Below are 16,919 nucleotides of genomic sequence, written 5' to 3' on the forward strand. Positions count from 1 at the left end.
GTCTAATGATCGACGTAACGGCGCATTGCACAACGCTCAGTGAGGCCGTGTGCACGTTCATTGGCCAGGGTTTCCCGTAACCGCGGGCTCAGCAGCCTCTCATCGAGCACCTCGAACCCGAACCGTGCATAGAAGGGCGCATTCCAGGGCACATTGGCAAAGGTGGTCAACGTGAGCTCGCGCAGGCCCGCGTCACGCGCGGCATCAGCCACTTGCTGCAGCAAACGCCGCCCCACGCCTTGCCCTTGAACCTCCTGGCGCACCGATATTTCATAAAGGTGCAGCGCCTGCCCTTCACGGCGGGCACAAGCAAAACCGGCAAGGCACCCATTATCGTCCTCGGCCACCCAGCTACCGCCCGCGTCGACGAAAGCCCTGTGCGCAACGCAATCCATCACATCACCTTGCGCCAGCCAGGCCAGCGTCGGCCAGCCGGCAAACGCCTGGGCCGCCGAACGCTCTAGGTCTGGCAGGTGTTGAATATCGCGCTCGAGGGTAGGGCGGATACGCATGAATCACTCCTGTTTCAGTAATCCGCCGCCAGTACTTGCGGCTGTAATTGCCAGCGCACCGAGCTTACACCTTTCTCCAGGCTCACCCGGCTGACCAGCCGCTCCAGTTGCGCGGGTGCCTGCGCGGTGCCCAACAGCTCGGCGCGTACTTCCAGGCGCGCCGGGCTGTCCAGATCCTGGCTTTGCAGTGACTGCAGCCGCAGCTGCGGATCGCCCAGGCTATGCAGCATCAGGCTGCGCACCTGGATTTCGTCCTCGGCGCGGCAGACGATTCGCACTTCGAAGTGCTGCTCCACCTCGCTGGCCGGCACCACGTCCTGACGGTCCAGGCGCTGGGCGATGTCACGCAGCAGGATATTGGCACATAGCACCACCAGGCTACCCAATGCCGCCTCCAACAGCAGCCCAAGGCTGCACAGCACACCCACTGCCGCCGTACACCACAAGGTGGCTGCAGTGTTCAGGCCTCGTACGTTGAAGCCGTCACGCATGATCACACCACCCCCGAGAAAGCCGATGCCCGACACCACATAGGCGGCGACGCGCGACGCATCGGCAGGTGCCATGCCTGGCACCGCCTGGGTCATCAGCACGAACAGGCAGGCACCGGTGCTGACCAGCGCATTGGTGCGCAGCCCGGTCAGGCGTTGGCGCAATTGCCGTTCGGCACCGATCAACGCCCCCAACAGCAAGGCAATGCTGGCGCGCAGCAGAAATACTTTCCAATCCATAGCAAACCTCTTGCGCAGGCATACGCCCGCATGAACGCCATCAGTTGGCGTGGTTGAAAAACCAGATCAATGCGCAGGATCACGAGGAAGGGAGGAAAAGCGGGGGTTACAAGAAACCACCGTCTTGCCAGGGCGGCCAGACAGTGCAGGACACTGCCGGGCTAGTGCGCCACGCGGGCCTGTCGCAAGCGACTGGGGCTACTGTCCAAGGCAGGTCTCCTGTTTAGGAAGGCAAAATTGCGTCGCGGACCATACGCCCGGTGGCAGAGCAGGTCAAGGGCGAAACATGACAATGGCTTCATCCTTGAATGGCGTGCAGCCGCTCACGCCCACATGGAAAAAAACCTGGGCAGCCGTTAACCTTGCGCCTCTCTTTGCCATCACCCGGACCGTTCCATGCTGTTCAATCTCGCCGTACTGTTCGGCACCCTGGTGGCCATGGAGGGCGTTGGCACGCTGGCTCACAAGTACATCATGCATGGCTGGGGCTGGTGGCTGCACCGTTCGCACCATGAGCCTCACCTGGGCATGCTCGAAACCAATGACCTGTACCTCGTGGCCCTTGGCCTGATCGCCACGGCACTGGTAGCGCTTGGCAAAAGCGGTTATGCGCCCTTGCAGTGGGTGGGCGGTGGGGTGGCTGGGTACGGGGTGCTGTATGTGGTGGCCCATGACGGATTTTTTCACCGGCACTGGCCGCGCAAGCCTCGGCCAGTCAACCGCTACCTCAAACGCTTGCACCGGGCGCATCGGTTGCACCATGCGGTGAAGGGGCGCAAGGGAAGTGTTTCGTTCGGTTTCTTCTATGCGCCCCCATTGAAGGTGTTGAAGCAGCAGCTGCGCAGCAAGCGCAGCCAGCAGTGACAACCTGAACGGGCCTCAATTCGCCGCTTCGCCTTCGGGCTGCGCCGCCACATGCCCACGGCTCACCCACCAGCCAAACCCCGCTGCCGTAAAGAACATGATCAGGCTATACAGTGCCGCCGGTACTGCCATGGTCGCGTTGTTCAGCAGCGAAGGGCTCAGCGCCAAGGCAATGGCCAAGGTCCCGTTATGGATGCCGATTTCCATGCCAATGGCAATTGCCTGGCGCTTGGGAATATTCAGCAGGCGCGGCACCCAGTAACCCACTGCCAGGCTCAACAGGTTGAACAGCAGCGCCGCCAGGCCCACCACCGGCGCATACTCGACCACGGTCTGCCAGTCCTTGGCCAAGGCCAGGACGATGGTGAAGGCGAGGAAAAGCGCGGCCACCAGCTTCATCGGTTTTTCCATGCGCGCGGCGAAAACCGGGGCGAAATGGCGTATCAGCATGCCCAGTGCCACCGGCAGCAGCACAATGGCAAACACCTGCATCACTTTGGCAAACTGCAGCGCAATGGCTTGATCCGAAGCCATGAACCAGCTTAACGACAGGTTCACGAGCAATGGCATGGTCAGGATTGCGATCAGCGAATTGACCGCCGTGAGTGTGATGTTCAACGCCACATCTCCATGGGCCAGGTGGCTGAACAGGTTGGCCGTGGTGCCGCCTGGCGAGGCCGCCAACAGCATCATCCCTACCGCAAGGGCCGACTCCAGGCCAAAACCGTTGGCGATCAGGAAACACACCAACGGCAGCAGCAGGATCTGGCAGGCCAGGCCGACCATCACCGGTTTGGGGTATTTCACAACGCGAGCGAAGTCCGCCAGGGTCAACGACAGCCCAAGGCCGAGCATGATGATGCCCAAGGCTAGCGGCAGAACGGCGGTGAGCAAGGGCGAGGCTGTCATGGGGGGTCTCTTGGGCGAAGGATCTCGAGGAGTGTAGGCAGGCGCGGATTGATAGCTCATTGCAAAGGGCCAGCTATTGGTAACCATTTGTTACCAAGCGCAGCGGCTGGCCAGGCTGCATGCCGCGTTGCAGTAGGCCTGCAGGCGCAGTAGCATTCCCGCTTTTACCAAGGATTAGCCTGTCATGCCGTTCCAGCAAGGTCTGCTTGCCAACCCTGTGCCGGCCCACGCCCGTCACCTGTTCTTCACCCTGCAGTCACCCGAGGCGTTGCCTGCTGTGCTCGATGCCTTGCTGCCGCAGGTCGATGGAGAACAGCTGCTGCTCGGTGTCGGCGCCCCGCTGGCCAAGGCCCTGGGCCGCGAAGTGCCCGGCCTGCGCGCCTTCCCGCTGCTAGATGCCGCCGTAGAAAACCCGAGCACTCAGCACGCCCTGTGGCTGTGGTTGCGCGGGAACGAGCGCGGCGACCTGCTGCTGCGCGCCCACGCCCTGGAACAGGTGCTGGCACCGGCCTTGCGCCTGGCGGACAGCGTTGATGGCTTCCTGCACCGTGGCGGCCATGACCTGACAGGCTACGAAGACGGCACCGAAAACCCGGTGGACGAAGATGCGGTGCAAGCGGCCATTGCCAGCGACGGTTCCAGCTTTGCCGCGTTCCAGCTGTGGAAGCACGACCTGGAATACTTCAAGTCGCTGCCCCAGGCCGATCAGGACAACATTATCGGCCGTCGCCTGAGCGACAACGAAGAGCTCGACGACGCGCCCGAGTCCGCACACGTCAAGCGCACCGCCCAGGAAAGCTTCGAACCCGAGGCGTTCATGGTGCGTCGCTCGGTGGCCTGGGCCGACCAGCGCGGTGCCGGCCTGGCCTTTGTCGCCCTGGGCCACAGCTTCGATGCATTCGAGGTGCAACTGCGGCGTATGAGCGGACTGGAGGACGGCATCATCGATGGCCTGTACCGCTTCAGCCGGCCACTCACCGGTGGCTATTACTGGTGCCCGCCGATGGGTGACGCGGGGGTCGACCTGCGCCAGCTGCTGCAGGCCTGATCACTAAACATCCAGATACAGAAACACCTGCTGGCGCGGAGCAGAGCGACTAGCCTTGAAAGTTTCCGATTCATGACGGGAGCTTTCCATGTACGCACGTCGTGATGTCCTACGCGCCAGTGCCGCATTGAGCTTGCTGGCGGCGGCCCCTTGGCTGCATGCCGCCAGCCCGGCCGGCCTGCTGACCCGTAAAGTGCCGTCCACCGGTGAAGCGTTGCCGGTTATCGGTGCCGGTACCTCGGGCAGCTTCGAAGTGGACGCTGGTTCGGCTCAGTACGAGCAGCTGAAAATCGTGCTCAAGGCCTTTTTCGAAGGCGGTGGCCGGGTGATCGATACGTCGCCCAATTATGGTGGCGCCGACAGCATACTCGGCCAGTTGCTCGAGGAGGGTGGCTGGCATCGGCAGTGCTTCATAGCCACCAAGATCGCTGCCAACAGCCGGGCCGAGGCCGAAGCACAGTGGGCCGGCAGCCTGAAGAGCCTGCGTACCGACAAAGTCGACTTGCTGCAAATTCACAATCTGCGTGAGTGGCAGACCCAGCTGCCCTATGCCCGTGAGCTGAAGCATCAGGGCAAGGCCCGTTACGTCGGCATCACCCATTACCTGAACAGTGGCCAGGACGAAGTCGCCCGAATCGTGCGCAGCGAGCCGCTGGACTTCATCCAGATCAACTACTCGGTCAACGCCCCCGACGCCGCCCGCGCACTGCTGCCGCTTTGCCAGGACAAAGGTGTTGCGGTGCTGATCAACCGTGCTTTCGACGATGGCCGCCTGTTTGCGCGGGTCAAGGACCAGGCGTTGCCCGGCTGGGCCGCAGAAGCAGGCATCGGCAGCTGGGCGCAGCTGTTTCTGAAGTTCGCCATCAGCCATCCGGCGGTGACCACGGTCATCCCCGCCACCGGCCGGCCCGAACGCCAGCTCGACCAGCTGAAGGCCGGGCATGAACCCCTGCTTAGTCAGGCGCAGCAACAGGCGCTGATCAAGCAGTTTGCCTGACACCATGCAAGCGTGGCGGCAGCGTCTCGATCAAGGGCTGAACATCAAGCCCGGCGAGGGGCCGGCGGTCATCGCCGGCTTGCTGCTGTTCTTCCTGCTGTTCACCGGTTACTTCATGCTGCGCCCGGTGCGCGAAACCATGGGTATTGCCGGTGGGGTGGACAACCTGCAATGGCTGTTCACCGGCACCTTCATTGCCACCCTGGCGTGCCTGCCGCTGTTCGGCTGGCTGGCGTCCAGGGTGCAACGCAGGCTCATCCTGCCGTGGACCTATGGCTTCTTTGCCAGCAACCTGCTGCTGTTCGCCGCCCTGTTCGCAGTTGCCCCTGACGACGTGTGGGCGGCCCGGGCCTTCTACATCTGGCTGTCGGTATTCAACCTGCTGACCATCTCCCTGGCCTGGAGCGTGCTTGCTGATCTGTTTTCCACCGCCCAGGGCAAGCGTTTGTTCGGCCTGCTGGCAGCTGGGGCTAGCCTGGGCGGGCTAAGTGGCCCCCTGCTAGGCACCTTGCTGGTGGCGTCGCTGGGCCATGCCGGGCTGCTGGTGCTGGCGGCGGTATTGTTGCTGGGCAGCAGTAGCGCGGCCCTGTTCCTGCAACGCTGGCGAGCACGCGAACCTCTACCGGCACAAGCCCAACGCTCGGGATCGCGACCTTTGGGCGGCAACCCGTTTGCCGGTGCCACCGCCGTACTGTGCTCGCCGTATCTGCTGGGGATCGCGCTGTTCGTCGTGTTGCTGGCCAGCGTCAGCACCTTCTTGTATTTCGAGCAGGCACGCATCGTCAGCGAAACCTTTGCCGATCGCACCCGGCAAACCCAGGTGTTCGGCCTGATCGACACCGTCGTGCAGGCATTGGCCATCCTTACCCAGGTATTCCTCACGGGCCGCCTGGCGCGTCGGTTGGGCGTGGGGGTGTTGCTGGTAGCGGTGCCGCTGGTGATGGCTGTGGGCTTTGTGTGGCTGGCGCTGGCCCCGGTGTTCGCCGTGTTCGTGGGGGTCATGGTGGTGCGCCGAGCTGGCGAATACGCACTGGTGCGGCCTGGGCGGGAAATGCTGTTCACGGTACTGCCGGCCGAGGACAAGTACAAGGCCAAGAACTTCATCGACACGGTGGTCTACCGGGGTGGCGATGCCTTGAGCGGCTGGGTCAAGCGGGCACTGGACGTGATGGGCGAGCACCCGCAACTGGCGATGCTCATCGGCGCATTGATTGCCTTGGGCTGGGCAGTGACCGGTGGCTGGCTGGGCCGCCGACAAGCTCGCCTGGATAGCCCGCCGCACGACTGACAGGCGCCCCAAATATGGCGTTGTCGCTTATTTAACGCCACCGGTCCGAACCCTTCGCAATAAACCGAATCCCCCGAGGGAGCCGTACTCACAACCTGTGTACGGCAACGTGCCGTGCACACCCAAGTCATACGAGGTTTCAAGACCATGGCCAACAAAGAAAACAGCCGCACCGGCAATCAACAAGGCAGCCAGGGTGGTAGCAAGAACCCGGGCAACTTCGCCAACGATCGTGAAAAGGCCTCCGAAGCCGGACGCAAGGGCGGCCAGTCTTCGGGCGGCAACATGCCCCACGATAGCGAGTCGGGCCGTAAGGGCGGCCGCTCGTAAGTGACCTGATGGCAGTGCCGGGGCGACCTGGCACTGCAATGAACCGGGGGTTTGCAATTAGCCAGGGTTGGCCGACAATGGCGGCGCCCTTTGCAGCCACCCGGAATCATCTGCTCCATGATGCTGATCAAGCAATTCCCTGACATTTCCCTGGATGACACGCTATTCGTCTTCGCCCTCGAGGCCGAGGCGGGCGATGTATTCACCGAGGTGCGCACCGTGTTCACGGGTATTGGCAAGGTGAATGCTGCCATCGCCCTGACCAAAGCCATTGCGGCGCACCGCCCGAAGCTGATCGTGAACCTGGGCTCGGCGGGCAGCCAGCGCCATGGCAAGGGCGAGGTGGTGTGTTGTAGCCGCTTCGTGCAACGCGACATGGATGTGACGCCATTGGGCTTTGCCCGGTATGAAACGCCGCTGTCGGACATACCGGTGGTACTGGAGCACGGCACCGCTATCCCCGGGCTGGCGCAGGAAACCTGTGGCAGTGGCGACAACTTCGAGATCAACCATGGCGACGCGCCTTATGACGTGGTCGACATGGAAGCCTATGTGCTGGCTTTGATCGCACGCGACGAAAACATACCTTTTGTTTGCCTCAAGTACATTTCCGACGATGCCGGCAGCGATGCAGCGGATGACTGGGCGGTGCAGGTTCACTTGGCGGCCGAAGCGTTCAAACGGGTGTTGTTCAGCCACGTGTAACCTGTGTCGTAATGCCAGGCCAGACGGCCTCTGCATGGCGTTGCGCCAACAGGGTGAGGCCGGGTTGAACTTTGCGGCGGTTGACGTTTCCACCGCATACACGCCAAGTCCAAGGAGTGACCTGCCAACCCTGGAGGCAAACATGGCACGACATATCATCCATTTCACCGGGCCTATCAACTCGTCAACCTGCGGCAACCTGGTCAATACCTGTTCACGGGCGTTGCAGCAGGGGGCCGAGGTACTGCAACTGAACATCGCCACCATGGGGGGCGAGTGCAGCTACGGGTTTACCCTGTACAACTTCCTGCGTGCGTTACCGATTCAGGTGCAGACGCACAACCTGGGCACGGTGGAGTCCATGGGTAATATTCTGTTTCTGGCCGGGGAGCGGCGTACGGCATGCAGTTACAGCAAGTTCCTGTTCCACCCGTTTCATTGGACCTTGCATGGCTCGGTGGACCATTCAAGGATGGCCGAGTACGCCATGAGCCTGGATTACGATTTGCGCTTGTATGCGCAGATCGTCGCCGAACGCACCAAAGGCGCCGCTGAGGTACTGGATGTGCCGCGGTATCTGATGGCCTATCCGCGCATATTGGGGCCACGGGAGGCGCTCGAGAACGGGATGATCCATGCCATTGATGAAATGCCGATCGACGTGGATGCGGTTCAGTGGAGTGTTCACGCTTGACGGTCCAAGGCCGGCAGCTTTGCCGCGCAAACATTTTGCCCGTAACAGTTTCGTGCCGCTCGTCACCTGCGGGCAAAACGATTGAGCAGACCGTGCAATTGGCGGCTCGGAATTAGGGCATGGTACTGGCCATGCAACCCGCCAAATCCTCGCAAGGAGTAACGACATGGCACAGGATCAAGCGCAAACCGGCCAACGTGGTGGCACCAAGGAAACCAACCCAGGCAACTTCGCCAACGACAGAGAGCGCGCCTCCCGCGCCGGGCAAAAGGGAGGGCAGGCTTCTGGCGGCAATTTTGCCAATGACCGCCAGCGGGCATCGGAAGCGGGCCGCAAAGGGGGGCAGAATAGCCACGGGCGCAGCCGCAGCCAGTGACTGAACATCCCCACCTTAGGGTAACGGGTTCTAATTGTTCGACATTTTTTTGAATTATCTGGCCATGCCCGGATCAATCAGGTTGTCATCCATGGAGAAGAGGAGGCCCCTTGCGATGCCTAGCCCACAACTGTACATCATCGATTACCAACTGCATGGCCAGCCGCGCAGTTTCATCATTCGTCTGGAGCGGTTGGACAATGCCGAGGCCTGGCATTGGGCAAGTTGCGATGCGGGCATCGGCATCATTCCCAAGTTCGGGCGCGAAAAAATTCGGAAGATCAGCCGGCCCATGGCCGAGCGCTACGGGATTACCGAAGTGACCTGGCGAATTTCGGGGAGCAAGCCGAACCAGTCGGCGGTGGATCCGGCGGCAATGCGTTGATGCCACACCTGAAGCTGCCGGCCACTTCGCGGTTGAACCCGTGAAGTGGCCGGCGAGGTCAAACCATCACTCCGGCTGCTTCAACACCAAGGTCAGGATGTCATAGCTGGCCACCAGCTCCCCCAGTTGGTTAGTGACTTCGACATCCCACGCCACCACACCCTGCGGCTGGCCCAACGGGCTGGTCTTGCCTTGGTCGATTTTGCGCTTGCAGGTCAAACGCGCTTGGATGGTGTCGCCAATGCCCACCGGGTTGATGAAACGCAGAGTATCCAGGCCATAGTTGGCCAACACCGGCCCGGCACCCGGCGACACGAACAGGCCGGCTGCCGCCGACAGCACGAAGTAGCCATGGGCAATGCGCTTGCCAAACTGCGATTCCTTGGCTGCGATTTCGTCGAAATGCATGTAGAAGTGGTCACCCGACAGGCAGCCGAAGTTGACCAGGTCGGCTTCGGTCACCGTGCGGCGGTGGGTCAGCAGCGACTCGCCAATGCGCAGCTGCTGGAAGTAGCGGCGGAACGGGTGCACTTCGGTTTCGATCACTTCGCCACCGCGCACGTATTCGCCGGTGACTGCCGTGAGCATGCTCGGCGAACCCTGGACAGCGGCACGCTGCAGGTAGTGCTTGACCGCACGCAGGCCACCCAGCTCTTCACCACCACCGGCCCGGCCAGGGCCGCCGTGCTTGAGTTGCGGCAATGGCGAGCCATGACCGGTGGACTCCTTCGCGGCCTCGCTGTCGAGCACCAGCAGGCGGCCATGCCAGGCAGCCGCCACCGGAATGGCCTTGGCCGCCACGCTACGGTCGGCGGTGACCAGGGTTGCCACCAGGCTGCCTTTGCCCCGCGCGGCCAGCGCCAAGGCTTCGTCAAGATCATCGTAGGCCATCAGCGTGCTGACCGGGCCGAACGCCTCGATGTCGTGGGCGCCGCCTTCGGCGTGCGGGTCGCGGGCTTGCAGCAGGGTCGGGGCGAAGAACGTCCCTTCGGCCACACCCTCGCCGCGCGGCGCAAAGCCATCGCTGGCGCCGAACAGCTGGTCACAACTTTGCAGCAGGCTGCGTACCCGCTCGGCCACGTCGTGCTGCTGGTCGTGGGAGGCCAGTGCACCCATGCGCACGCCTTCCAGCGAGGGGTCGCCAACCACGACTTTGCTCAGGCGCTCGCGCAAGCGTGTGGCAACGGCATCGATGTGCCTGGCCGGCACAATGGCCCGGCGGATGGCGGTGCATTTCTGCCCGGCCTTGGTGGTCATTTCACGCACCACCTCCTTGATATACAGATCGAACTCTTCGCTGTCCGGGCTCACGTCCGGCCCGAGGATGGCACAGTTCAGCGAATCCGCCTCTGCGGTGAAAGGTACCGAATTACGTATCAGGTTCGGCGTGACGCGCAATTTGGCAGCGGTATCGGCGGAGCCGGTGAAGGTCACGACATCCTGACCCTGCAGGCGGTCGAGCAAGTCGCCTGTGCTGCCGATCACCAATTGCAGGCTACCTTCCGGCAGCAAGCCGGAGGCGTTCATCAGGCGCACGACGGCTTCGGTCAGGTAGCTGGTGGAGGTCGCAGGCTTGACGATACAAGGCATGCCGGCCAGGAAAGTCGGCGCGAATTTTTCCAGCATGCCCCAGATGGGGAAGTTGAACGCGTTGATGTGCACCGCAACGCCTGCACGCGGCACCAGGATGTGGCTGCCGGCGAAATGGCCTTGTTTGCCCAGCGCAATGGCAGGGCCTTCGTGAACCAGGTTGCCCGACGGCAACTCACGGCTGCCAATGCCCGCGTACGAGAACAACGTGGCGTTACCACCCTCGATGTCGATCCAGCTGTCGGCACGGGTAGCGCCGCTGTGGTGCGACAAGGCGTAAAGCTGTTCCTTGCGTTCGGCCAGGTACAAGGCCAGGGCTTTGAGGCGCTGGGCGCGCTGCTGGAAGTCCATGGCCATCAAGCTGGCAAGGCCACGGGCTCGGGCGTAGTCCACGGCTTCGGCGAAGTCCGGGCGCTCTTCATGGCTGTAGGCAAGCACGTGGCCGTCGAGGGCACTGCGCAGGGCCTGAGCGCCATGCTGGCCCAGCCAACGGCCGGCAATGAAGCTTTGCAGGGTAGGGGCGGCAGACATGCTGTTCTCCATGCTGTTCAAATGTAGGGGCGCGCTGTTACCACAGCGCCAGGGTGTAGCCGATGATCAGTCGGTTTTCGTCCACGGCATTGGTCAGGCCATTGCCGGAACGGAAAGTGACATTGCGCCAGCGCAGGCTCACGTCTTTGAACGGGCCGCTCTGGATGACGTAGGTGATGTCGGTGTCGCGTTCGCGCTCGCGGCCATTGCTGACGGTGGCGGTTTCGGCGTGGCGGCCGTCGGTGTAGCGGGTCATCAAACTCAGGCCGGGGATGCCCATCGCCACAAAGTCGTAGTCATAGCGCACTTGCCATGAGTCCAGCCCGGCACGGGTGAAGGTGTTGTAGGTGACCAGGTTGACCGTGAACGGGTCGCCGCCGTTGACGAACGGGAAGGCGCTGTCGCCGGACATCTGCTGCCAGGTGGCGGTGAACTTGTGCGCCCGCACGCCGAGCGTGAACATGGCGTTGAAGTTGCGGTTGTCGATGTTGCCGGCACGCTCGGCGCCGTCGTTGCGGCTGTCGAAGTAGCGCAGGTCGCTGCGCAGGCTCACACCTTCGCTCAACGGACGGGTATCGATCAGGCCCACGAACTGCTGGCGGTAGATGTCTTCGAGTTTGGCGTAGTAGTAGCTGACGCTGGTTTGCGGGGTGATGGCATAGCTGCCACCGCCGAAGTCCAGGTGGTCGCTGGTCGCAGCGCCATAGCCGATGTCGTCCCGGCCCGAGGAATCGCGCAGGTTGGCCTTGGTCAGGCGGCCGGCGTTGAAGGTGAAGCCATCAAGGTCCTGGCTGGTCAACAGGCCACCCTGGAAGGTGGACGCCAGCAGGCGGGTGTCGTTGTAGACCACCACCGGCAAGATGGGTTGCAGCGTGCCCAGGCGCAATGTGCTTTTGGACACGCGCAGCTTGCCGGTCAGGCCCAGTTCGCTGTAGTCATCGACCGGTTCATGGCTGTTTGGTCCAAAGGGCAGCAAGCCGGTGTTGCGGCGGTCGCGACTGGAGTCGAGCTTGATACCCAGCTGGCCCATGGCATCGACGCCAAAACCGACCGGGCCTTCGGTAAAGCCCGACTCCAGCTTGGCGGTAAAGCCCTGGCCCCATTCCTCGGACTTGGCCTGCGGGGCATTGCTTTGGCGGAAGTCGCGGTTGATGTAGTGGTTACGCAGCTCCAGCCGTGCGTGGCTGTCGCTGATGAAGTCTGCCATCGCTGGCAATGGCAATGCGAGGGTGGCCAGCCAGGCAGCTGACATGAAGTGCGTGCGGTTCATTGTTGTTGTTTTACCCGACATGATTGTTCGTCCTTGAAGTCAGTGCTTGCTGGCGCCGGCGGCGCCGATACCGGTCATGGAGCGGATGAACTGGGCCAGGTAGCGGCCGCGCTCTTCAGTGGCACGCTCAGAGCTGTCGGTGACCGAGAACACCCAGGCACTGAGGAACGCCAGGCTCATGGAGAACAACGCCGGGTTGCTGTAAGGGAACAAAGCTTTTTCGTTGTGCAGCACGTTGACCCACACCGCCGGGCCAAGCACCACCAGCAGCACTGCCGTAACCAGGCCAGCCATGCTGCCGCATACCGCGCCACGGGTGGTCAGCCCCTTCCAGAACATCGAGAGCAGCAGCACCGGGAAATTCACCGAGGCAGCCACTGCCAGTACCAGGCCGGAGAGGAAGGCGATGTTCTGCGACTCGAACAGCAGCCCAAGGATCACCGCCAGCAGGCCTATCAGCAGGGTGGCGATACGCGACACACGCATTTCTTCCTGCTCGGTGGCCTTGCCTTGACGGAACACGCAAGCGTACAGATCGTGGGACACGGCCGACGCGCCAGACAGCGCCAGGCCAGCCACCACGGCCAGGATGGTGGCGAAGGCCACGGCGGAGATGAAACCAAGGAACAGGTTGCCGCCCACGGCCTGGGCCAGGTGCACGGCGACCATGTTGCCGCCGCCGATGATGGCGCCGGTGGCATCGCGGTAGGACGGCTCGGTGCCAACCATGACGATGGCGCCAAAGCCAATGACGATCAGCAGCAGGTAGAAGTAGCCGATGAAGCCGGTGGCATAGAACACGCTCTTGCGTGCTTCCTTGGCGTCGCTGACGGTGAAGAAGCGCATTAGGATATGCGGCAGGCCAGCGGTGCCGAACATCATGCCCAAGCCAAGGGAAATGGCATCAATCGGGTTGGACAGCAAGCCACCCGGGGCCATGATTGCCTGCCCCTTGGCATGCACGGCCACGGCGCTGGCGAACATGGCTTCGGTGCTGAAGCCAAAATGCTTGAGCACCATGAAGGCCATGAAGCTGGTGCCCGACAGCAGCATGACTGCCTTGATGATCTGCACCCAGGTGGTGGCAAGCATACCGCCGAAGGTGACGTAGGCAACCATCAACACACCGACCAGCATGACCGCGTACAGGTAGCTGATGCCGAACAGCAGCTCGATCAGCTTGCCGGCGCCGACCATCTGCGCGACCAGATACATCAATGCGACGACCAATGTGCCGAATGCCGATGTGAGGCGCACCGGCGTTTGTGCCAGGCGGTAGCTGACCACGTCGGCGAACGTGTACTTGCCCAGGTTACGCAGGCGCTCGGCGATGAGGAACAGGATGATCGGCCAGCCGGCCAGCACGCCAAGGGCATACAGCAGGCCGTCGTAGCCGTTCATGAACATCATGGCCGAGATGCCCAGGAAGGAAGCGGCACTGATCATGTCGCCGGCGATCGCCAGGCCGTTCTGCATGCCGGTCAGCCCCCCGCCGGCGGTATAGAAGTCGCTGGCCGAGCGGGTGCGCAGGGCAGCCCAGCGGGTAACCAGCAGGGTGAAGCAGACGAACACCATGAACATCGAGATGGCAGTCCAGTTCATTGTGCGCACTCCTGCTTGACCTTGTCGTTGAGCGGGTCGAGCACGTTGTTGGCGCGGTGCACGTAGATGCCGGTCAGGGCGAAGGACAGCAGCACCATCAGCACACCCACCAGCATGCCCACGGTGGTCACGCCGCCGCTGAGGGACTGGCCGAGGGTGCTGGGCGAAAACGCGACCAGCAGGACGAAGCCGTAGTAGATCACCAGCATGGCCAGGGTCAGGCTGCCGTTGAGGCGGCGTTTGCGCCGTACAAGGTGCTGGAAGTCGGGGTGTTTGGCGATGCTTTCTATGCGTTCGGGTGTCATGGCAAGCGATCTCTTGGTGTTGTAATTGTTTTGTTGAGGTCACGCGGGTGTTGCGGTGTCGCTGATGGCCTCTTCGCGGGTGCGCCCGCGAAGCAGGCGACTCGGTCTCAGAGTTGGTCGAAATCGAGGACCACTTTGTCGCTCACCGGGTAGGTCTGACACGACAGCACATACCCGGCCGCCACTTCGTAGTCTTCCAGTGCGTGGTTGCTGTCCATTTCCACTTCGCCTTCGATCACCCGGCACTTGCAGGTAGAGCACACGCCGGCCTTGCAGGAGTAGGGCAGCTCGGCGCCGATGGCGTTGCCGGCGTCCAGCACGTTCTGGGTGTTGCGTGGCAAGTCGAAGGTGAGCGCGCGTCCGTCGCTGATCACGGTGATGTGGCTGAGCGCCGCGTCCACCTGGCGCGCGGCTTCGCGGGCCTCACGTCGTGCTTCGTTACCGGCAGCGGCGAACAGCTCGAAATGGATGCGCTCCTTGCCCAGGCCGTTGGCCTGCAAGCTGTCGCGTACGGTCTCAGTCATCGCCTGGGGGCCGCAGATGAAGGCCGCGTCCAGGCCTGGAACGTCCAGCCAGCGCGAAAACAGCTGGCCGCACTTGTCAGCGTCGATGCGACCGTTGTACAGGTCGACATCCTGCTGCTCGCGGCTAAATACAAAAATCAGGTTCAGGCGGTCGAGGTACCGGTTTTTCAGGTCTTCGAGCTTGTCGCGGAACAGCGCGCCAGAGCTGGAGCGGTTGCCGTACAGCAAGGTGAAGCGGCTGTGTGGCTCGCTGGCCAGGGTGGTGCCAATGATCGACAGGATCGGGGTTATGCCGCTGCCGGCGGCCACGCCCAGGTAATTACCCTGGCGGGCAGGGTCCAGCGGTACGAAGAAGCTGCCCGATGGCGGCATCACGTCCAGTTGCTGGCCAGCTTTGAGCCTATCATTGGCAAACGCCGAGAAACGCCCGCCGGGCACGCGCTTTACGGCCACGCGCAGCTCACCGTCCTGTACGGCGCTGCAGATGGAGTAGGAGCGGCGGACTTCTTCGTTGTCCAGCTGGGTACGCATGACCAGGTACTGCCCCTGGGTGAAACGGAACTGCGCTTGCAGGTGCTCGGGCACGTCGAAGGCAATCGACACCGCGTCACGGGTCTCGTTGCGCACTTGCTTGATGGTCAGGCTGTAAAACTGGCTCATGGCGTTCTCCACGGCTCAAATGCATTTGAAATAGTCGAACGGCTCCAGGCACTCGCGGCAGCGGTACAGCGCCTTGCACGCGGTGGAGCCGAACTGGCTGAGCAATTCGGTATGGGCGCTGCCGCATTGTGGGCAGCACACTTGGGGCACTTCGCCGAGCAGGCTGCGCTTGCTGGCGCTGCCTTGAGGCGGCGCGATGCCGTAAGCCCGCAGGCGCTCGCGGCCCAGTTCGCTGATCCAGTCAGTGCTCCATGCCGGGGTCAGCCGGCGTTCAAGGTCTGGCGCGGCAAAACCGGCCTGTTCCAGCGCCTGGCGGATATCACCTTCGATCACCTCGGTGGCGGGGCAACCGGAGTAGGTCGGGGTAACCACCAGGTGCAGGTGGCCGGCGCGCCAGTCGAGGTCGCGAACGATACCCAGGTCGACCACGCTGACCACGGGCACTTCCGGGTCCATGACCTGGCCAAGCACCGCCCATGCCCGGGCCAGGTCGTCACCTTGCAGCGCCCGCGCACCCCGGTCGCCGGCAATCAGCTCACCAGGTTGCATCGGGGTAGGCCCTTGGCAGGAACTGCATTTCGGCCAGCAGCAGGCCCAGGTGTTCGGTGTGCAAGCCTTTGCGACCGTCCAGGTAGAAGTGGCTGGCAGCCTTTGGCAGCGGCAGTTCGACCGAGGCGAAGGTTTCGCTTACCTGCTTGAGCCAGGCAGCACCCACGGCACCGGGGTCGGCAGCGATACCCGCTTTGGCGAGCTGTACTTCATTGTCGCTGCCAGCCGTCAGCTCGACCGTGAAGCGCCACAGTGACGCAATGGCGGCAAGTATGCGCTGGCGGCTCTCTGCGGTGCCGCCACCCAAGCGCTGTACCCACTCACTGGAACGGCGCAGGTGGTAGGTGACTTCTTTCAATGCCTTGGCGGCGATACCGGCGATACGTTCATCGCTGGAGCCAGCTAACCCCTGCAGCACGGCGAGGTGCCAGGCGTCGTAGAGGAACTGCTTGGTCATGGTCACGGCGTAATCGCCGTTAGGTTGCTCGACCAGCAGCAGGTTGCGGTAGGCTCGCTCGTCACGGCGGAAGGCCAGGGCATCGGCGTCGCGGCCGTCATCCAGCAGCTCGGCGGCGTACTCCAGCCAATTGCGCGCCTGGCCTACCAGATCGAGGCCGACGTTCATCAAGGCCAGTTCTTCTTCGATGGCCGGGGCATGGCCACACCACTCGCAAAGGCGCTGGCCTTGTACCAGGGCACTGTCGCCGAGCAACAGCAGGTAGGGGATAAGGGCTTCGTTGTGCATGGCCAACCTCACATGTGTCCGACTTCGTCGGGCAGTTCGTAGAAGCTGGCATGGCGGTAGACCTTGTCGTCCGAAGGGGCGAACAGCGGGTCTTTCTCGTCAGGGGACGACGCGGTGATCAGCGCCGAGGGCACCACCCACAGGCTGACGCCTTCGCTGCGGCGGGTGTACAGCTCGCGGGCGTTCTCGATGGCCATGGCGGCATCGGCGGCGTGGACGCTGCCGACGTGCTTGTGGTTAAGGCCGTGCTTGCTGCGCACGAACACTTCGTAGAGGGTCCAGACAGACATTTTCGATCTCCGCA

The 16,919-nt window shown here is 62.8% G+C and carries 19 protein-coding genes and 1 pseudogene; 9 read left to right on the forward strand and 11 right to left on the reverse strand.

Going from position 1 to position 16,919, the window contains the following annotated elements:
* Nucleotides 1–2: 2 nt before the first annotated feature.
* A complete protein-coding gene (locus FHW75_RS23435) occupies nt 3–512 on the reverse strand; it encodes a GNAT family N-acetyltransferase (protein ID WP_025754125.1) in 510 nt (169 codons plus the stop codon).
* Nucleotides 513–526: 14 nt separating this feature from the next.
* A complete protein-coding gene (locus tag FHW75_RS23440; RefSeq protein WP_025754124.1) occupies nt 527–1,243 on the reverse strand; it encodes an MgtC/SapB family protein in 717 nt (238 codons plus the stop codon).
* Nucleotides 1,244–1,639: 396 nt separating this feature from the next.
* Between FHW75_RS23440 and FHW75_RS23445 the strand changes: the two genes are divergently transcribed.
* Nucleotides 1,640–2,107 (forward strand): sterol desaturase family protein, encoded by a 468-nt coding sequence (locus tag FHW75_RS23445; protein WP_019099100.1) that lies wholly within the window; start codon nt 1,640–1,642, stop codon nt 2,105–2,107.
* A gap of 15 nt (nt 2,108–2,122) precedes the next feature.
* Here the strand turns inward: FHW75_RS23445 and FHW75_RS23450 are convergent, their stop codons facing one another.
* The gene (locus FHW75_RS23450) at nt 2,123–3,016 is read right to left on the reverse strand and encodes a bile acid:sodium symporter family protein (RefSeq protein WP_183674749.1); all 894 of its coding nucleotides are present in this window, start codon (nt 3,014–3,016) and stop codon (nt 2,123–2,125) included.
* Between the two features lie 184 nt (nt 3,017–3,200).
* On the opposite strand from FHW75_RS23450, the gene FHW75_RS23455 reads away from it, so the two are divergent.
* The 8 genes from FHW75_RS23455 to FHW75_RS23490 all read left to right on the forward strand — a co-directional run bounded on the left by FHW75_RS23455 (nt 3,201) and on the right by FHW75_RS23490 (nt 8,839).
* Entirely contained in the window at nt 3,201–4,064 is an 864-nt protein-coding gene (locus FHW75_RS23455) for a Dyp-type peroxidase (RefSeq protein WP_025754122.1), read from the forward strand.
* A gap of 88 nt (nt 4,065–4,152) precedes the next feature.
* On the forward strand, nt 4,153–5,061 hold the full coding sequence (locus FHW75_RS23460; RefSeq protein ID WP_027615560.1) for an aldo/keto reductase: 909 nt from the start codon (nt 4,153–4,155) through the stop codon (nt 5,059–5,061).
* A gap of 4 nt (nt 5,062–5,065) precedes the next feature.
* Nucleotides 5,066–6,349, forward strand: coding sequence for an NTP/NDP exchange transporter (locus tag FHW75_RS23465; protein ID WP_183674752.1), 1,284 nt, complete (start codon nt 5,066–5,068; stop codon nt 6,347–6,349).
* 147 nt (nt 6,350–6,496) lie between these two features.
* Complete coding sequence (locus FHW75_RS23470; protein ID WP_016715229.1) at nt 6,497–6,679, forward strand: general stress protein; 183 nt, start codon at nt 6,497–6,499, stop codon at nt 6,677–6,679.
* Nucleotides 6,680–6,796: 117 nt separating this feature from the next.
* Entirely contained in the window at nt 6,797–7,384 is a 588-nt protein-coding gene (locus FHW75_RS23475; protein WP_016715228.1) for a nucleosidase, read from the forward strand.
* 142 nt (nt 7,385–7,526) lie between these two features.
* On the forward strand, nt 7,527–8,078 hold the full coding sequence (locus FHW75_RS23480; protein WP_016715227.1) for an ATP-dependent Clp protease proteolytic subunit: 552 nt from the start codon (nt 7,527–7,529) through the stop codon (nt 8,076–8,078).
* Nucleotides 8,079–8,244: 166 nt separating this feature from the next.
* On the forward strand, nt 8,245–8,454 hold the full coding sequence (locus FHW75_RS23485) for a general stress protein (RefSeq protein WP_016715226.1): 210 nt from the start codon (nt 8,245–8,247) through the stop codon (nt 8,452–8,454).
* A 115-nt stretch (nt 8,455–8,569) separates the two neighbouring features.
* Entirely contained in the window at nt 8,570–8,839 is a 270-nt protein-coding gene (locus FHW75_RS23490) for a DUF6555 family protein (RefSeq protein WP_016715225.1), read from the forward strand.
* 66 nt (nt 8,840–8,905) lie between these two features.
* On the opposite strand, the gene paaZ is transcribed toward FHW75_RS23490, so the two are convergent.
* From paaZ to paaB, 8 genes and pseudogenes are all read right to left on the reverse strand, one after another.
* Nucleotides 8,906–10,960, reverse strand: coding sequence for a phenylacetic acid degradation bifunctional protein PaaZ (gene paaZ, locus FHW75_RS23495; RefSeq protein ID WP_183674756.1), 2,055 nt, complete (start codon nt 10,958–10,960; stop codon nt 8,906–8,908).
* A 37-nt stretch (nt 10,961–10,997) separates the two neighbouring features.
* Nucleotides 10,998–12,230, reverse strand: a complete 1,233-nt coding sequence (locus FHW75_RS23500; RefSeq protein ID WP_027615561.1) for an OprD family porin — start codon at nt 12,228–12,230, stop codon at nt 10,998–11,000.
* 39 nt (nt 12,231–12,269) lie between these two features.
* A pseudogene (locus FHW75_RS23505) lies at nt 12,270–13,838 on the reverse strand (cation acetate symporter); the annotation flags it as partial.
* Nucleotides 13,829–14,137, reverse strand: a complete 309-nt coding sequence (locus FHW75_RS23510; protein ID WP_016715221.1) for a DUF485 domain-containing protein — start codon at nt 14,135–14,137, stop codon at nt 13,829–13,831. The gene FHW75_RS23510 and the pseudogene FHW75_RS23505, both read right to left, overlap by 10 nt.
* Nucleotides 14,138–14,244: 107 nt before the next feature.
* Nucleotides 14,245–15,321: a 1,2-phenylacetyl-CoA epoxidase subunit PaaE gene (gene paaE, locus FHW75_RS23515; RefSeq protein ID WP_019097403.1), complete on the reverse strand. Its 1,077-nt coding sequence runs from the start codon at nt 15,319–15,321 to the stop codon at nt 14,245–14,247.
* 15 nt (nt 15,322–15,336) lie between these two features.
* On the reverse strand, nt 15,337–15,870 hold the full coding sequence (paaD, locus tag FHW75_RS23520; RefSeq protein ID WP_016715219.1) for a 1,2-phenylacetyl-CoA epoxidase subunit PaaD: 534 nt from the start codon (nt 15,868–15,870) through the stop codon (nt 15,337–15,339).
* Complete coding sequence (gene paaC, locus FHW75_RS23525) at nt 15,857–16,615, reverse strand: 1,2-phenylacetyl-CoA epoxidase subunit PaaC (RefSeq protein WP_019097402.1); 759 nt, start codon at nt 16,613–16,615, stop codon at nt 15,857–15,859. Before paaC ends, paaD begins: the two co-directional genes overlap by 14 nt.
* A gap of 8 nt (nt 16,616–16,623) precedes the next feature.
* Nucleotides 16,624–16,905: a 1,2-phenylacetyl-CoA epoxidase subunit PaaB gene (gene paaB, locus FHW75_RS23530; RefSeq protein WP_004374528.1), complete on the reverse strand. Its 282-nt coding sequence runs from the start codon at nt 16,903–16,905 to the stop codon at nt 16,624–16,626.
* Nucleotides 16,906–16,919: the final 14 nt, after the last annotated feature.

The sequence above is a fragment of the Pseudomonas sp. OG7 genome, from assembly GCF_014192825.1.
Classification (GTDB): domain Bacteria; phylum Pseudomonadota; class Gammaproteobacteria; order Pseudomonadales; family Pseudomonadaceae; genus Aquipseudomonas; species Aquipseudomonas monteilii.